Source organism: Pseudomonas sp. FW305-70, from assembly GCF_058783925.1.
The window spans coordinates 123400-138786 of record NZ_JBYSYZ010000012.1 but is presented as its reverse complement, the minus strand read 5'-3'; the positions used below and the strand labels follow the sequence as shown (position 1 = coordinate 138786).

The following is a 15387-nucleotide window of genomic DNA, read 5'->3' as shown; positions in this document are numbered from 1 at the left end:
AATTGTTTAATCACGGATACAGACCATGACCGACGTTGCCTTCGCACCCGATACCCCGCACGCTCCGTCGGTTATTCGGCTGATGCTGGGCAAGTTGGCCATTGCCTACGAAGAAGTGCTGGACCATCACGGCCTCAATGCCGCACGCAAAGTGCAGGCCGTTCTGCTCGATGACAGCGTCGGCGCGTTGATGGTGTTGTTCCCGCAGAGCCAGTTGCTGGACCTCAATCGCCTGACCGAACTCACCGGTCGCCGCCTCACTGCCGTGCCCACCGAACGCCTGACAAAAATGCTCGGCAAGCACAACCTCAGCTTGCTGCCGGGCCTGCCGGTGCTGACCAGTTCACCCTGCCTGTACGACGAAAGCCTGCTGCGTGAGCCGAAGTTGCTGATCAACTCTGGTGAGCCGGGCGTGCTGCTGGAAGTCTCCAGCGAAGACTTCAAGACCATGCTGACCAAGGCCAGCGCCGCCAACTTCGGCGAAAACCTGACCAGCATCCGTCCGAACCTCGACCGCCCCGATGACGACCGCAAGGAAATCACCCAGGCCGTCCAGGCGTTTACCGCGCGGCGCATCCAGCAGCGTCTGGAAGAGACCATCGAGATTCCGCCGCTGGCTGAAACCGCGCAAAAGATCATCAAGCTGCGTGTCGACCCCAACGCCACTATCGACGACATCACCGGCGTGGTCGAAACCGACCCGGCGCTGGCCGCGCAAGTCGTGAGCTGGGCAGCGTCGCCGTACTACGCCTCGCCGGGCAAGATCCGTTCCGTGGAAGACGCCATCGTGCGCGTGCTGGGCTTCGACCTGGTGATCAACCTGGCGCTGGGCCTGGCCCTGGGTAAAACCCTGAGCCTGCCCAAGGACCACCCGCAACAAACCACGCCGTACTGGCAGCAATCCATCTACACCGCCGCCGTCATCGAAGGCCTGACCCGCGCCATGCCACGCACCCAGCGCCCGGAAGCAGGCCTGACCTACCTGGCCGGCTTGCTGCACAACTTCGGCTACCTGCTGCTGGCCCACGTGTTCCCGCCACACTTCTCACTGATCTGCCGCCACCTGGAGGTCAACCCGCACCTGTGCCACAGCTTCGTGGAACAACACCTGCTGGGCATCAGCCGTGAACAGATCGGCTCGTGGCTGATGCGCTACTGGGACATGCCCGAAGAGCTGTCCACCGCCCTGCGCTTCCAGCACGACCCGGCCTACGACGGCACCTACGCCGAATACCCGAACCTGGTCTGCCTGTCGGTGCGCCTGCTGCGCAGCCGAGGCATCGGCTCCGGCCCCGACGAAGGCATCCCGGACGCACTATTGGAACGCCTCGGCCTGAGCCGCGCCAAGGCCGACGACGTAGTCAGCAAAGTGCTGGAGGCTGAAGTGCTGCTGCGCGAACTGGCGTCGCAATTCACCCAAGGCTGAAAAGCATCGCGGGCTAGCCCGCGATAGGGCCGACTTCAGCTTTGGATTTTATAACAGGCTACGCAAAACAAACGGATACCCCCCCGCATACCCGATAAGAACCAACTTGCTGTCCTTTGTCAGCGCCATGTGGTTATACATGCCTTTATGGTCGAACCAGCCCTTACCGTTGAACGAAGTATCAAGCTGACCAGTGGGCGAATAGCGTGCTGCCACTGATCTTGCAACCAGGATTGTGTTGTTATTCTCTTGCCAGGCACAGTTTTGCCAAACCCCCCCATCGGGCAATATGCTGGAGAACAATGGCTTGCCAGCATTAAACCCAAAATTGGGAGACCCATTGGCGTTTAGAACTGCAATCCAGGGGGTAGATGGCAAACCAAAATCATGAGTCTTGGCAGCGGAGCCAGCCACTACAATCGCACCATCGCTGTTCCTGACTGAAATTGTCCCGGCCCTAATATGCTTTAGTTCGTCATTCTTAATAACGAACTTCTGACCATTGAAGCTGCGATCTCTCTTCCCATCCTTTTCCAAACGAATGACAAAAGCGTTTAAGGCTGCATTTTCAGAGTCATCCTCAAGATAACTACCAAACACCAGAATTTTTTCTTCATCCGTTAGCGCAATGCTGATGACTTCATGATCAAGGCCATCAAGGTTGATCAATAATTTACCGCCATCACCAAAGGTCGTGTCATATTTGCCGTCTGGCGTAAGTCGAATCAGCAATCCACGTACCCAGTATCGACTATTGTCCTGGCCGTAAATCCCACTGTGCGCGACAAGAATCCTGCCATCTTTCTGCACGCACACAGAACCGCCAATATATCCGGCTGCCATGGTTAAACTTTTTGCTTCACTTGTATTGTCGACATTTTTTCGGGGGGGGAATGACTTCCGGGAGCGTAATGACGCTGCGTCACGAGAGAACAGTCTATAGGGGTCTATTTTTTTATAACCCTCCTCTCCAAAATCAGTATCCAGCTGGCCATCCTTATTCAGCCGAGCAACAACCATATCTCGCTGCCCCATTTCATCAAGGTACGTACCTTTCAAAAGGAATTTGCCCTCCGAGTATGGAAATAGTCCACATCTAGGGGCTACGCTCCAGTGAATTGGCAAGATCGTCGACCCATTGTCGCCAAAAGAAGTGTCGAAGACTCCACGATCATCCATTCGCCTTAGCCTCATCGACACAACACCAACACCATCACGCCGGTATTGATCGGCACAAATCAGCTTTCCATTCATCGGAAGAACCGAATATAAAACAGCCCTCCACTCTTCTATTTCCACTACACCATTTTTACCAAAGGACGGGTCAAGTGTTCCTGCTGTCACTGTTTCACTCTGCATCTGGCTCATGATCGCACTCCACGTGTGTAGTAAGGCTGAACTACCCAATGTTCAGCACAGTGGAGCACGCAACAAGCGCAACTGTGACCTGTCAGGAATGACAGTCATTTAGTCTTCTTCGAACTAAAATCGACGGAGATTAGTCCGAAACAACAACCTTTATGGCTGTCATTGAACAGCAACAGGCTTTTTCTTCGGCTTCACATACTTGGTCAGCCCCTGGAACCAGATCACCAGCGCGGGGTTGCCCTTGATCTGAATCGATTTGTCCTGAATCCCGGTCATGAACGCCAGTTGCTTATTCTTCGCCTGCATCGTGGCAAAGCCATACGCGGCATCTTTAAAGGCAATCGCAAACGCAGGCTCAGCATGCACACCCGATTGGCTGGTGATGCGCTGGTCCTTCACGCGGAAATGCCGCGCCACTTTCCCGTCCAGGGTCTGCAGCTGAAACACCAGGTCCTTGTCACCCAACTGCTGCTGAAACGCCGGATTGGTCCGGCTGGCCTTACCCATCAACAAACCCAGCATCCACAGCAGAAAACGAAATTTCATGCGCACAGCCTCAGAAGGAAAATGAACGGCCTGGGCAGTTTAACGGCTTCAGGCGATAACACCACTATCTACTTGCGTTAGAAGAAGATCAGAACCATTACCCTCACGATGACTACCAAGTCACAATTATCCACACCACCTTCAAACGAAACACAATCGGTAGGAGCTGCCGAAGGCTGCGATCTTTTGATCTTCAACCCTGCGCCATCTCGCCGACGATGTTTGCTCGCGATAGCGCCCTCACTAACGCCATCGCCAGCAAGCCGGCTCCAAGGCGGTATTTCAGGTACAAAAAATGGGCACCCAACCCTGGTTGGCGTGCCCATTTTTTATTCCACCCCCCGCTACGCGAGAGGCGAAAACGGCTTACGGATTAACGCTGTCTTTCAACGACTTGCCTGGCTTGAACGCAACGGTGTTGCTGGCCTTGATTTTGACAGGCTCACCGGTTTGCGGGTTTTTGCCGGTGCGGGCACCGCGATGGCGTTGCAGGAAGGTGCCGAAGCCCACCAGCGTCACGCTGTCTTTGCGGTGCAGGGCACCGGTGATTTCTTCAAGAACGGCGTTGAGAACGCGGTTGGCTTGTTCTTTGGTGAGGTCTGCTTTTTCAGCAATGGCTGCAGCGAGGTCTGGTTTACGCATGTGAGTGAAGCCCCTTTGACGGTTTGTTGTTGTTATGTCCGTGCTGCTCTCTGTGGAGCAGCGCCAAAAGCGCCGCAGGTGCTCTACTCTGCGGCAGACGGGAGTGAGGATGGCACGCAGTGAGGCCCCGCGCCAGTATCGGCGCGGCCATTGTTAGGGCAAAAGGGGGGTGATTCCGACAGAACGACCGGTATTTATGCCAACAGGGCTGGAAGCTCTTTGTTCAGGGCCAGTTTTTCCATCACGGCGGCACCGGTGAGGGCATAACCGAGCAGCTTGCCCGCAGCATCGCGGCATAAAACCTTGATGTCGGCGCCCTGCCCTTCGACGGTCCAGATGCCTTCTGCACCCCGTGGCGGCGGAGATACCACCAGCGGGCACACCGGGGTTTTGACGGTGATCGGCATCGGGCCATAGGTGACGGCAGTCGGGTTGCCGGCCAGGGTTTGCGCCAGCGCTCGCGCACAGCTCATCAAGGGCATCACGTACAGCAGATTCAGCCCATCGACCTCGGCACAATCGCCCAGGGCGTAGATGTTGGCATGGGAGGTCTTCAGGTGCCGGTCGACCATGATGCCGCGGTTGACCTGCAGGCCGGCCGCAGCCGCCAGGTCGACACGCGGGCGCAGGCCAATGGCCGAGACCACCACGTCGCACGGGATCACCTGACCATCGGACAGGTGCGCTTCCAGGCCGTCCGCCACGCGTTGCAGGCGGTTGAGCACCGGCCCGAGGTGGAAACGTGCACCGAGGCTTTCCAGGCCAGCCTGCACCGCTGCCGCGGCCGCCGGGTGCAACAGGGTCGGCATGACTTGCTCGCACGGCGCAACCAGTTGCACTTCGTAGCCACCCAGGGTCAGGTCGTTGGCGAACTCACAGCCGATCAGGCCGGCGCCGAGCAGCAGCACGCGGCGCTTGCCGGCAGCCGCTGCACGGAAGCGTGCGTAATCTTCCAGGTCGTTGATCGGGAATACGCAATCCGCCGCGTCACCTTCAATGGGCACGCGCACGGTTTCGGCGCCCCAGGCCAGGATCAGGTCACGGTACATCACCGCCTCTTCACCGATCCACAGGCGCTTGTGGCCCGGGTCAATGCCGCTGATGCGCGTGTGGGTGCGTATTTCGGCCTTGAGTTGTTCGGCCATGGCGCCGGGTTCGGCCATACTCAGGCCGTCGGCATCCTTGTTTTTGCCGAAGCCGGTGGAGAGCATCGGCTTGGAGTAGGAGCGCCCGTCATCGGCGGTAATCAAAAGCAGCGGGGTTTCGCTGTCGAGCTTGCGAAACTCGCGGGCGACATTGTAGCCAGCCAGACCGGTGCCAATGATGACGACAGGTGCGTTCATTCCTTACTCCTCAATTATTCAGGCAGCGATTTCGATCATTTCAAAATCCATTTTGCCCACACCGCAGTCCGGGCACAGCCAGTCTTCCGGCACGTCTTCCCAACGGGTGCCCGGCGCAATGCCGTCATCCGGCCAACCGTCGGCTTCGTTGTAGATCAGGCCGCAGACGATACATTGCCACTTTTTCATCAGGTACTTCCTCAGGGTTCAGGCGTTTTGCCGGCCGGACGGTCGATGGTTGTAGCACTGCCGTCCAACTCAGCGCGTTTTGTACTGATCGGTGCCGCCGGATGCAAGCGTGTTCAGCGCAACGGCAGGCCAATTCAATCGATATCGGTGGCTGACATGTTAAGCTCGCCGCCTCATTTGCTGCCAATAATGACTCATTGTGCAACACACAGAATCCCCCTCTCCAGCTCCTCTCTGGCTCTCGCGCAGCGAACTGGCGCCCCTCCCCGATGCTTCCATCCTGGACTGGCTGTTCGACGAAGGCTCGCTCACCCGACGTCTGATTCATCTGTCGAATGATGCCTTCAGCGTCTCGCCGATGTTCGAGGGCTGGCAAACCTTGCGCGCCGACGAATGCGCAGCGCTGGACCTGGCCGACGGCAGTGAAGGTTGGGTGCGCGAGGTGTATCTGCGCGGTCATGGTGAAGCCTGGGTGTTCGCCCGCAGCGTAGCGGCACGCAGTGCATTGCAAGGCGACGGCTTGCACATGGACGAATTGGGCAGCCGCTCCCTGGGTGAATTGCTGTTCTGCGATCAGGCGTTTCAGCGTCGGGCCATCGAGGTTTGTCATTATCCTCAAGAATGGCTGCCGGGCGAGGTGCGGGCACCGGATCTATGGGGCCGCCGTTCACGTTTTGACCGCGGCGCGTTGAGTGTCCTGGTGGCCGAAATCTTCCTGCCTTCCCTGTGGGACGCCGCACGCGCCCAATCGGAGAACCTCTGATGTACCAAAGCCTGCTCAAGTCCTTGAACCGCTTGAACCCTCGGGCCTGGGACTTCATTCAGCTGACGCGGATGGACAAGCCGATCGGCATTTACCTGCTGCTCTGGCCGACGCTGTGGGCGCTGTGGATTGCCGGCAAGGGTTCGCCGTCCCTGGCCAACATTGTGATTTTCGTCCTGGGCGTAGTGCTGACCCGCGCCGGTGGCTGCGTGATCAACGACTGGGCGGACCGCAAGGTCGATGGTCATGTGAAGCGTACCGAGCAGCGCCCGCTGGTGAGCGGCAAGATCAGCTCGAAAGAGGCGCTGGTGTTCTTCGCCTTGCTGATGGGCGTGAGCTTCCTGCTGGTGCTGTGCACCAATGCCGCGACCGTGTGGCTGTCGCTGGGCGGCCTGGCATTGGCGTTCAGTTACCCCTTCATGAAGCGCTACACCTATTACCCGCAAGTGGTGTTGGGCGCCGCATTTTCGTGGGGGATGCCGATGGCGTTCACCGCAGAAACCGGTGAATTGCCGGCTGCCGCATGGCTGCTGTGGATCGCCAACCTGCTGTGGACCGTGGGTTACGACACGTATTACGCGATGACCGACCGCGATGACGACCTCAAGATCGGTGTGAAATCCACGGCAATCCTGTTCGGCGATGCGGACCGGGCAATCATCCTGACTCTGCAAGGACTGGCGTTGGGTTGCCTGTTGCTGGCGGGTTCGAAGTTCGACCTGGGTGGCTGGTTCCACCTCGGATTACTGGTGGCGGCGGGCTGCTTTGCGTGGGAGTTCTGGTACACCCGCGACAAGGACCGGATGCGTTGCTTCAAGGCGTTTTTGCACAATCACTGGGCGGGCCTGGCTATTTTCGTCGGGATTGTGCTGGATTACGGGTTGCGTTGACCGTTGAAAAGCTCGCGAACGACGTGCCAGACGTCCTTCATCTTGTCACCCTTCATTTCTCCAGGTGCCTTGTCCTTCTGGAAGTAGTACAGCGGTTTTCCGTCAAAGGCCCATTGCATGGTCCCGTCGTCACGCTTGATAACGGTCCATTTACCTTCAGCCTTGGCACCCGCCTCTGCCTTGAGCGGCGGCCAGTACTCTGCACACTCGCCGGTGCACACCGACTTGCCGCCAGTGTCCTTGTCGAACGTGTACAAAGTCATGCCCTTATGGTCGACCATCATGCCGTCTTTCATCATCGCCGGGTCGGCGGCAAAGGCCAGTGTCGGCAGCGTTAACGCAGCAGTGACCAGCAAAGCCTTCCAGGATTGAGCAATGTAGTTCATGGAAACCTTCCTCTTGTGGTTGTCAGGATCCGGACTTAGAGCTTAGCCCAGGATCCAGCCAATCGCCGGTCGACTAAAATACTGTCACACGACTGCAATAATTCCGTTATCTAATGCGGCGCAAGACAGTTAAATGACAAGAGGATTTTGGGCATGGTTGGCAGGAGCATTCTGATCGTCGACGACGAAGCGCCTATTCGCGAAATGATCGCCGTTGCGTTGGAAATGGCCGGCTATGACTGCCTGGAGGCGGAAAACTCCCAGCAGGCCCACGCCATTATCGTCGACCGCAAACCGGACCTGATCCTGCTCGACTGGATGCTGCCCGGCACCTCCGGCATCGAGCTGGCCCGTCGCCTCAAGCGAGATGAACTGACCGGGGACATCCCGATCATCATGCTCACCGCCAAGGGTGAAGAGGACAACAAGATCCAGGGCCTGGAAGTCGGCGCCGACGACTACATCACCAAGCCGTTTTCCCCCCGTGAGCTGGTGGCGCGCCTGAAGGCCGTGCTACGCCGTACCGGCCCGACCGATGGCGAGGCGCCAATCGAAGTCGGCGGCCTGCTGCTGGACCCGATCAGCCACCGCGTGACCATCGACGGTCGTCCCGCCGAGATGGGCCCGACCGAATACCGCCTGCTGCAATTCTTCATGACTCACCAGGAGCGCGCCTACACCCGTGGCCAGTTGCTGGATCAGGTCTGGGGCGGCAACGTCTATGTCGAGGAGCGTACTGTCGACGTGCACATTCGGCGCCTGCGCAAAGCCCTCGGCGATGCTTACGAAAATCTGGTACAAACCGTGCGCGGCACCGGTTACCGCTTTTCTACCAAAGCCTGACCCGGACCCTTACCGCCCGACAAGCTGACAAGGACGCGCGTCAAGTGAACCAAAACTGGCATGGCACCCTGATTCGCCACATGCTGCTACTGGTCACCGCCTGCCTGGTGATCGGCCTGATCACCGGCTATTACGGCTGGAGCCTCGCCGCAGGCCTGGGTCTTTACCTGGCCTGGACCCTCAAGCAATTGCTGCGTCTGCACGAGTGGCTGCGCCTGCACAAACCCGATGAAGCGCCGCCCGACGGCTACGGCCTGTGGGGCGAGGTGTTCGACAGCATCTACCACCTGCAGCGCCGCGACCAACGGGTACGCGGGCGCCTGCAAGCGGTGATCGACCGGGTTCAGGAATCCACCGCCGCGCTCAAGGATGCGGTGATCATGCTCGACACCGACGGCAACCTGGAGTGGTGGAACCGCGCCGCCGAAACCCTGCTGGGCCTCAAGACCCCGCAGGACAGTGGCCAACCGGTGACCAACCTGGTGCGCCATCCGCGCTTCAAGGAATACTTCGAGCAAGACAGCTACGCCGAGCCGCTGGAAATTCCTTCGCCGACCAACGACCGCGTGCGCATTCAGCTGTACATCACCCGTTACGGCAACAACGAACACTTGATGCTGGTGCGCGATGTGACACGCATCCATCAGCTTGAACAAATGCGCAAAGACTTCATCGCCAACGTGTCCCATGAACTGCGCACGCCGTTGACGGTGATCTGCGGCTACCTGGAAACCCTGCTCGATAACGTCGACGAGGTGAACCCGCGCTGGGGCCGTGCCTTGCAGCAGATGCAGCAACAAGGCGGGCGCATGCAGACCCTGCTCAACGACCTGTTGTTGCTGGCCAAGCTGGAAGCCACCGATTATCCATCGGACAACCAGCCGGTGCCGATCGACGGCTTGCTGCAATCGATCAAGAGCGATGCGCAGCAGTTGTCCGGCCAGAAAAACCAGAAAATCACCCTGGACGCCGACCCGATGATTCTGCTCAAGGGCAGCGAGGCGGAGTTGCGCAGCGCGTTTTCCAACCTGGTGTTCAACGCGGTGAAATACACCCCGGCCGAAGGCAACATCCGCATTCGCTGGTGGGGCGATGACCAGGGGGCGCACCTGAGCGTGCAGGATTCCGGGATCGGTATCGATAGCAAACACCTGCCGCGCCTGACCGAACGCTTCTATCGCGTCGACTCCAGCCGCAACTCCAATACCGGTGGCACCGGCCTGGGGCTGGCGATCGTCAAACACGTTTTGTTACGTCATCGGGCACGGATGGAAATCAGCAGTGTACCGGGCCACGGCAGTACCTTTACCTGCCACTTTGCCCCGGCTCAGGTCACCAAATCACGGGTTATCAGCACCGCCGACTGATACCGGCCAGCACGCGCCACTAGGCAACTGGCCGGTCAGCCGCTACATTGGCTGACTTGCGCCTGCCCTTCAGGCGCGGATTTTCTTCCCTCTCGAATACACGGAACCCGCAAAACTCCATCATGGACCCTTCCCCTGGCTTGACCCTCGCTACAATTTTCGCCGACTTCGGCATGATTCTTTTTGCTCTGATCCTGGTTTTGCTCAACGGCTTTTTCGTTGCGGCGGAATTTGCCATGGTCAAGCTGCGCTCGACCCGGGTCGAGGCCATCGCTGACAAAAACGGCTGGCGCGGGCACATCCTGCGCACCGTGCACAGTCAGCTCGATGCGTACCTGTCGGCCTGCCAATTGGGTATCACCCTCGCCTCCCTGGGCCTGGGTTGGGTCGGTGAGCCCGCGTTTGCCCACATTCTTGAGCCGGTGTTGAGCGCTGTCGGCGTTGAATCGGCCGAAGTGGTCAAAGGCATCTCGTTCTTCACCGCGTTCTTCATCATTTCGTACCTGCACATCGTGGTCGGTGAGCTCGCCCCGAAATCCTGGGCGATCCGCAAACCCGAATTGCTGTCGCTGTGGACCGCCGTGCCGCTGTACCTGTTCTATTGGGCCATGTACCCGGCCATCTACCTGCTCAACGCCAGCGCCAACACCATCCTGCGCATTGCAGGGCAAGGTGAACCCGGCCCGCATCACGAGCATCACTACAGCCGTGAAGAGCTGAAACTGATCCTGCACTCCAGCCGTGGCCAGGACCCGAGCGACCAAGGCATGCGCGTGCTGGCCTCGGCGGTGGAGATGGGCGAACTGGAAGTGGTCGACTGGGCCAACTCCCGCGAAGACCTGGTGACCCTGGAGTTCAACGCACCGCTCAAGCAGATCCTGGCAATGTTCCGTCGCCACAAGTTCAGCCGCTATCCGGTGTACGACAGCGAACGCCAGGAGTTCGTCGGCCTGCTGCACATCAAGGATCTGCTGCTGGAACTGGCAGCGCTGGACCACATTCCCGAGTCGTTCAACCTCGCCGAACTGACCCGTCCGCTGGAGCGCGTGTCGCGGCACATGCCGCTGTCGCAGTTGCTGGAGCAGTTCCGCAAGGGCGGTTCGCACTTCGCCGTGGTCGAAGAGGCCGACGGCAACATCATCGGCTACCTGACCATGGAAGACGTGCTGGAAGTGCTGGTGGGCGACATCCAGGATGAACACCGCAAGGCCGAGCGCGGGATCCTCGCGTACCAGCCGGGCAAGTTGCTGGTCCGGGGCGATACCCCGCTGTTCAAGGTTGAACGACTGCTGGGCATCGACCTCGACCACGTCGAAGCCGAAACCCTTGCAGGGCTGGTCTATGAGAGTCTCAAGCGCGTTCCGGAAGAGGAAGAAGTGCTGGAAGTCGAAGGCCTGCGGATCATCATCAAGAAGATGAAGGGGCCGAAGATTGTCCTGGCCAAGGTGTTGATGCTCGATTAAACACCTAAAAGATCGCAGCCTCCGGCAGCTCCTACAGGGCTATGTGAACACCTGTAGGAGCTGCCGGAGGCTGCGATCTTTTATTGCTTGCCCAACGCAAAGTTGGGCAAAGCACCCACCGGCTGGTTGAACTGATACGGAATCGACACCAGCCCCAGCCCGGTATTGCGCTGCACCACGAAGTGCAAATGCGGCCCGGTGCTGTTGCCGGTGTTGCCGGACAACGCCAGAGCACTGCCTACCGTTACCCGCTGACCTTCCCGAACGCGGACCGAGCCCTTCTTCAGGTGCAGGTAAACACCCATGGTCCCGTCATCGTGCAGCACCCGCACGAAATTGCCGGAGGCATCGGTGCCGCGCCCGCTCTGTCTGTTCTCGGTCTTCACCACCACCCCGCCTCGCGCGGCAATGATCGGCGTGCCCTCAGGCATCGCGATGTCTATGGCGTAGCGGCTCTTGGGGCCAAAGTGGCTATAGGGGCCATTGGCGCCCTGACTGATCCGGAACGGGCCGCCACGCCAGGGCAACGGGTACCGATAGCCCACCGTGGGTCCTGAGGGGTCGCCCAGGGAATACTTGAACTTCGGGACGTACGCCAGCGGCCTTCCACCTTTGGCCGCCGTGAGCTGCGCCAGGCGAACGCTGCTGCGCATCGGTATCACGCGTCGAATCGTCCTGCCCGGCACACCGCTGGCGTTCTTTACCCCGGCAAAACTCAGTTCGACCTCTACCGGTGCATACAGGTCATTGCGCACATACACGCTGTGCACGCCTTTCTTCTTCATGATGATGAGGCGCACCTGACGCTCAAGGTGCTCGACCATGCCATCGCGGAAAACGAACACATGGGCGCCTTTGCTGGGGCGGTCGCTGTAGGAAACCACGCCATTGGCGTCTTTGGACTTGTAGATGGTCATGGCCACGGCCGAGGTGGCGACCATGAACAGGCCACAGAAAAACAGCAGCCGCGTGAACATGGGCAAGGATTCTGTCGAGTGGAAACTGAGATGGAGCCTAGCAGCTGCTATGGACTCGGGTAGTCGGCAGATGTTTCAAAATGGGCCGTTCAGAAGATTTTTGACAAAGCCAATGGCCCCTTCGCGAGCAAGTCGAGTCGTCGCACCGCCGCTCCCACATTGGAATGCATTTCAAATGTGGGAGCGGCGGTGCGACGACTCGACTTGCTCGCGAAGGCGGACAAGCAGATACGCTGTATCAAGCGCCAGGAATGAAGTGCTTCTGCGCCGTCCCCCGCGCAATCAGGCGCGAGATGTAATCGAGCTTCTGCGCATCCTGATCGACAAAGCGGAAGGTCAGTTGCAGCCAGTCGCTGTCGGGCTTCGGTTCGTGGGCCACGACAGCATGCAGATAGCCGTTGAGGCGGGCGATTTCGGCATTGTCGCCTTGCTCCAGGTCCAGCACGGCGCTGTCGAGGATCTGCGGCAGGGTCTCGGTGCGCTTGACCACCAACAGGGCCTCCTTGAGGCTCAGGGCCTTGATCACGCACTGCTGGATGCCGTTCGGCAAACGCAGTTGACCCTGGCCACGGCCGCTGGCGGGTGCTGAAGAAGCCGCAGGCGCCTTGACCGGCGGGCTGTTGAGCAAGCCTTTGGACGGTGCGGGTGCGGCTGTTGGCGTGGTGACGGGGGCCTTGCCAGCGGTCAGGGCGGCCAGGGAGTCGTTGGCGAATGCAGGGCTGGTTTTGGTCGCGGCTACGTTGGTCAAGACATCGAGTTTGCCGACCTTGTGCAGCGCCTGCTTGACCTTGGTGATCAGTTGTTCGTTGGTGAACGGCTTGCTGACATAACCGGATACCCCGGCCTGGATCGCCTGGACGACGTTCTCCTTGTCGCCACGGCTGGTCACCATCACGAAAGGCATGGCTTTGAGGCTGTCTTGCTCACGACACCAGGTCAGCAGTTCCAGGCCGGACATTTCCGGCATTTCCCAGTCGCACAGGACCAGATCGAATGCTTCCTTGGCCAGCATGGCCTGGGCCTTTCTGCCGTTGATCGCGTCTTCGATCCGCATGCCCGGAAAATAATTGCGCAGGCACTTTTTCACCAGGTCACGAATGAACGACGCGTCGTCCACGACCAACACACTGACCTTACTCATCCACCACCCCTTTAAAAAATCCCGGCCAGCATACCGCCTTGCTGATGGCACATTGCCAAAAAACCTTCAGTCACGCCGGACTTTTCGTTCACGGGTGCTGCTTTTCGAATGCGTAGGCCACAAACAAAAACGCCCGGCCAACAGGCCGGGCGCTTTACTTGGGCAACCTTACTTATCGTCAGTTTTGCCCGGAACATTAGCGGTTTCGCCGGTTGTTCCTTCGACTTCTTCCTTCATGCGCTTGAGCCCCAGATGCCGCACGTCGGTGCCGCGTACCAGGTAGATCACCAGCTCCGAGATATTGCGCGCGTGGTCGCCGATACGCTCCAGCGAACGCAGTACCCAGATAATGCTCAGAACCCGCGAGATAGAACGCGGATCCTCCATCATGTAGGTCGCCAGCTCACGCAGGGCAGTCTTGTATTCGCGGTCGATGATCTTGTCGTACTGCGCCACCGACAAGGCCAGCTCGGCATCGAAACGGGCAAAGGCGTCCAATGCATCACGGACCATGTTGCGCACCTGGTCACCGATGTGGCGCACTTCGACGTAACCGCGCGGTGCCTCGCCTTCTTCGCATAACTGAATGGCGCGACGGGCGATCTTGGTCGCTTCGTCACCGATGCGCTCCAGGTCGATCACCGATTTGGAAATGCTGATGATCAGTCGCAGGTCGGACGCTGCTGGCTGACGACGGGCCAGAATGCGCAGGCATTCTTCGTCGATGTTGCGTTCCATCTGGTTGATCTGGTCGTCGATCTCGCGCACCTGCTGGGCCAGGCCGGAGTCGGCCTCGATCAGCGCGGTGACCGCGTCGTTGACCTGCTTCTCGACCAGCCCGCCCATGGCCAGGAGGTGGCTGCGCACTTCCTCCAGTTCGGCGTTGAACTGGGCAGAGATGTGGTGGGTTAAGCCTTCCTTCGAAATCATCTTTTGCTCCGCGATAGCTGTGAGCTGCAAGCTACAAGCTGCAAGCTGTGTTGTGTCGTACTCGGACCGCTCTTACTTGCCGCTTGAAGCTTGCGGCTTGCAGCTGTTCCTAGCCATACCGGCCCGTGATGTAGTCTTCGGTCTGCTTCTTCGCTGGATTGGTGAACAGGGTGTCGGTGTCGCCAAATTCCACCAGTTTGCCCATGTACATGAACGCGGTGTAGTCGGAAACCCGCGCCGCCTGCTGCATGTTGTGGGTCACGATCACGATGGTGAACTTGGATTTCAGTTCGTAGATCAACTCTTCGACTTTCAGCGTGGAGATCGGGTCGAGTGCCGAGCAGGGTTCGTCGAGCAGCAACACTTCCGGCTCAACGGCGATGGTGCGGGCGATCACCAGACGCTGCTGCTGACCACCGGACAGACCCAGTGCCGACTCGTGCAGGCGATCTTTGACTTCGTCCCACAGCGCTGCGCCCTTGAGTGCCCACTCGACGGCTTCGTCGAGCACGCGCTTCTTGTTGATGCCCTGGATGCGCAGGCCGTAAACCACGTTTTCGTAGATGGTTTTCGGGAACGGGTTGGGCTTCTGGAACACCATGCCGACGCGACGACGCAGCTCGGCCACGTCTTCGCCCTTGCGGTAGATGTTGTTGCCGTACAGGTTGATCTCGCCCTCGACGCGGCAGCCATCCACCAGGTCGTTCATGCGGTTGAAGGTGCGCAGTAGCGTCGACTTGCCACAGCCGGACGGGCCGATGAAGGCGGTCACGCGCTGTTTCGGAATGTTCATGCTGACGTCGTACAGCGCTTGCTTCTCACCGTAGTACAGGCTCAGGCCAGGTACTTCGATGGCTACGGTTTCCTGCTCGAGGCTCAGGCTCTGTTTATCGCGACCCAGTGCCGACATGTTGATGCCGTGGGTATGTGCTTCGTGCTGCATGGGAGGCTCCCTGTGCTAACAAATTCGGTTCGGAACGCTGCTTATTGCAGTTCCCATCAATATTCCGGTGGACGCGGTCCAGTGTGGGAGCGGGCTTGCTCGCGAAGAGGCCGGCACATTCAACATCAATGTTGCCTGACCCACCGCTTTCGCGAGCAAGCCCGCTCCCA

The 15387-nt window shown here is 59.1% G+C and carries 16 protein-coding genes; 6 read left to right on the top strand and 10 right to left on the bottom strand.

Going from position 1 to position 15387, the window contains the following annotated elements; genetic code table 11:
* Nucleotides 1–25: 25 nt before the first annotated feature.
* Nucleotides 26–1426 (top strand): aminoacyl-tRNA deacylase and HDOD domain-containing protein, encoded by a 1401-nt coding sequence (locus tag AC3WN7_RS12200; RefSeq protein WP_095964344.1) that lies wholly within the window; start codon nucleotides 26–28, stop codon nucleotides 1424–1426.
* 48 nt (nucleotides 1427–1474) lie between these two features.
* Here AC3WN7_RS12200 and AC3WN7_RS12195 read toward each other — a convergent pair whose 3' ends face one another.
* The 5 genes from AC3WN7_RS12195 to AC3WN7_RS12175 all read right to left on the bottom strand — a co-directional run bounded on the left by AC3WN7_RS12195 (nucleotide 1475) and on the right by AC3WN7_RS12175 (nucleotide 5514).
* Nucleotides 1475–2794: a delta-60 repeat domain-containing protein gene (locus AC3WN7_RS12195; RefSeq protein WP_102673740.1), complete on the bottom strand. Its 1320-nt coding sequence runs from the start codon at nucleotides 2792–2794 to the stop codon at nucleotides 1475–1477.
* Nucleotides 2795–2953: 159 nt separating this feature from the next.
* The gene (locus tag AC3WN7_RS12190) at nucleotides 2954–3340 is read right to left on the bottom strand and encodes a helicase (protein WP_102673739.1); all 387 of its coding nucleotides are present in this window, start codon (nucleotides 3338–3340) and stop codon (nucleotides 2954–2956) included.
* Nucleotides 3341–3706: 366 nt separating this feature from the next.
* Entirely contained in the window at nucleotides 3707–3982 is a 276-nt protein-coding gene (locus tag AC3WN7_RS12185) for an HU family DNA-binding protein (protein ID WP_003195589.1), read from the bottom strand.
* Between the two features lie 194 nt (nucleotides 3983–4176).
* Nucleotides 4177–5325, bottom strand: a complete 1149-nt coding sequence (locus AC3WN7_RS12180) for an NAD(P)/FAD-dependent oxidoreductase (RefSeq protein WP_007975199.1) — start codon at nucleotides 5323–5325, stop codon at nucleotides 4177–4179.
* A gap of 18 nt (nucleotides 5326–5343) precedes the next feature.
* Nucleotides 5344–5514 carry a rubredoxin gene (locus AC3WN7_RS12175; RefSeq protein WP_007975200.1) on the bottom strand — a complete coding sequence of 57 codons (171 nt, stop codon included), beginning with the start codon at nucleotides 5512–5514 and terminating at the stop codon, nucleotides 5344–5346.
* Between the two features lie 199 nt (nucleotides 5515–5713).
* On the opposite strand from AC3WN7_RS12175, the gene AC3WN7_RS12170 reads away from it, so the two are divergent.
* A complete protein-coding gene (locus AC3WN7_RS12170; RefSeq protein ID WP_095964348.1) occupies nucleotides 5714–6277 on the top strand; it encodes a chorismate--pyruvate lyase family protein in 564 nt (187 codons plus the stop codon).
* Nucleotides 6277–7167, top strand: coding sequence for a 4-hydroxybenzoate octaprenyltransferase (gene ubiA, locus AC3WN7_RS12165; RefSeq protein ID WP_095964349.1), 891 nt, complete (start codon nucleotides 6277–6279; stop codon nucleotides 7165–7167). Before AC3WN7_RS12170 ends, ubiA begins: the two co-directional genes overlap by 1 nt.
* On the opposite strand, the gene AC3WN7_RS12160 is transcribed toward ubiA, so the two are convergent.
* Entirely contained in the window at nucleotides 7152–7553 is a 402-nt protein-coding gene (locus tag AC3WN7_RS12160) for a COG4315 family predicted lipoprotein (protein WP_102673738.1), read from the bottom strand. The two genes, ubiA and AC3WN7_RS12160, sit on opposite strands and share 16 nt — an antisense overlap.
* A 153-nt stretch (nucleotides 7554–7706) precedes the next feature.
* On the opposite strand from AC3WN7_RS12160, the gene phoB reads away from it, so the two are divergent.
* The 3 genes from phoB to AC3WN7_RS12145 all read left to right on the top strand — a co-directional run bounded on the left by phoB (nucleotide 7707) and on the right by AC3WN7_RS12145 (nucleotide 11226).
* On the top strand, nucleotides 7707–8396 hold the full coding sequence (gene phoB, locus AC3WN7_RS12155; protein WP_015097384.1) for a phosphate regulon transcriptional regulator PhoB: 690 nt from the start codon (nucleotides 7707–7709) through the stop codon (nucleotides 8394–8396).
* 80 nt (nucleotides 8397–8476) lie between these two features.
* The gene (gene phoR / locus AC3WN7_RS12150; RefSeq protein ID WP_219735705.1) at nucleotides 8477–9763 is read left to right on the top strand and encodes a phosphate regulon sensor histidine kinase PhoR; all 1287 of its coding nucleotides are present in this window, start codon (nucleotides 8477–8479) and stop codon (nucleotides 9761–9763) included.
* A gap of 122 nt (nucleotides 9764–9885) precedes the next feature.
* Nucleotides 9886–11226, top strand: a complete 1341-nt coding sequence (locus AC3WN7_RS12145; protein ID WP_007975205.1) for a hemolysin family protein — start codon at nucleotides 9886–9888, stop codon at nucleotides 11224–11226.
* Between the two features lie 80 nt (nucleotides 11227–11306).
* Here AC3WN7_RS12145 and AC3WN7_RS12140 read toward each other — a convergent pair whose 3' ends face one another.
* The 4 genes from AC3WN7_RS12140 to pstB all read right to left on the bottom strand — a co-directional run bounded on the left by AC3WN7_RS12140 (nucleotide 11307) and on the right by pstB (nucleotide 15217).
* A complete protein-coding gene (locus AC3WN7_RS12140; protein WP_102673737.1) occupies nucleotides 11307–12203 on the bottom strand; it encodes a peptidoglycan DD-metalloendopeptidase family protein in 897 nt (298 codons plus the stop codon).
* A 238-nt stretch (nucleotides 12204–12441) separates the two neighbouring features.
* The gene (locus AC3WN7_RS12135; RefSeq protein ID WP_095964353.1) at nucleotides 12442–13344 is read right to left on the bottom strand and encodes a response regulator; all 903 of its coding nucleotides are present in this window, start codon (nucleotides 13342–13344) and stop codon (nucleotides 12442–12444) included.
* Between the two features lie 168 nt (nucleotides 13345–13512).
* Entirely contained in the window at nucleotides 13513–14274 is a 762-nt protein-coding gene (gene phoU, locus AC3WN7_RS12130) for a phosphate signaling complex protein PhoU (protein WP_095964354.1), read from the bottom strand.
* Between the two features lie 109 nt (nucleotides 14275–14383).
* Nucleotides 14384–15217, bottom strand: coding sequence for a phosphate ABC transporter ATP-binding protein PstB (gene pstB, locus AC3WN7_RS12125; protein WP_095964355.1), 834 nt, complete (start codon nucleotides 15215–15217; stop codon nucleotides 14384–14386).
* Nucleotides 15218–15387 lie beyond the last annotated feature (170 nt).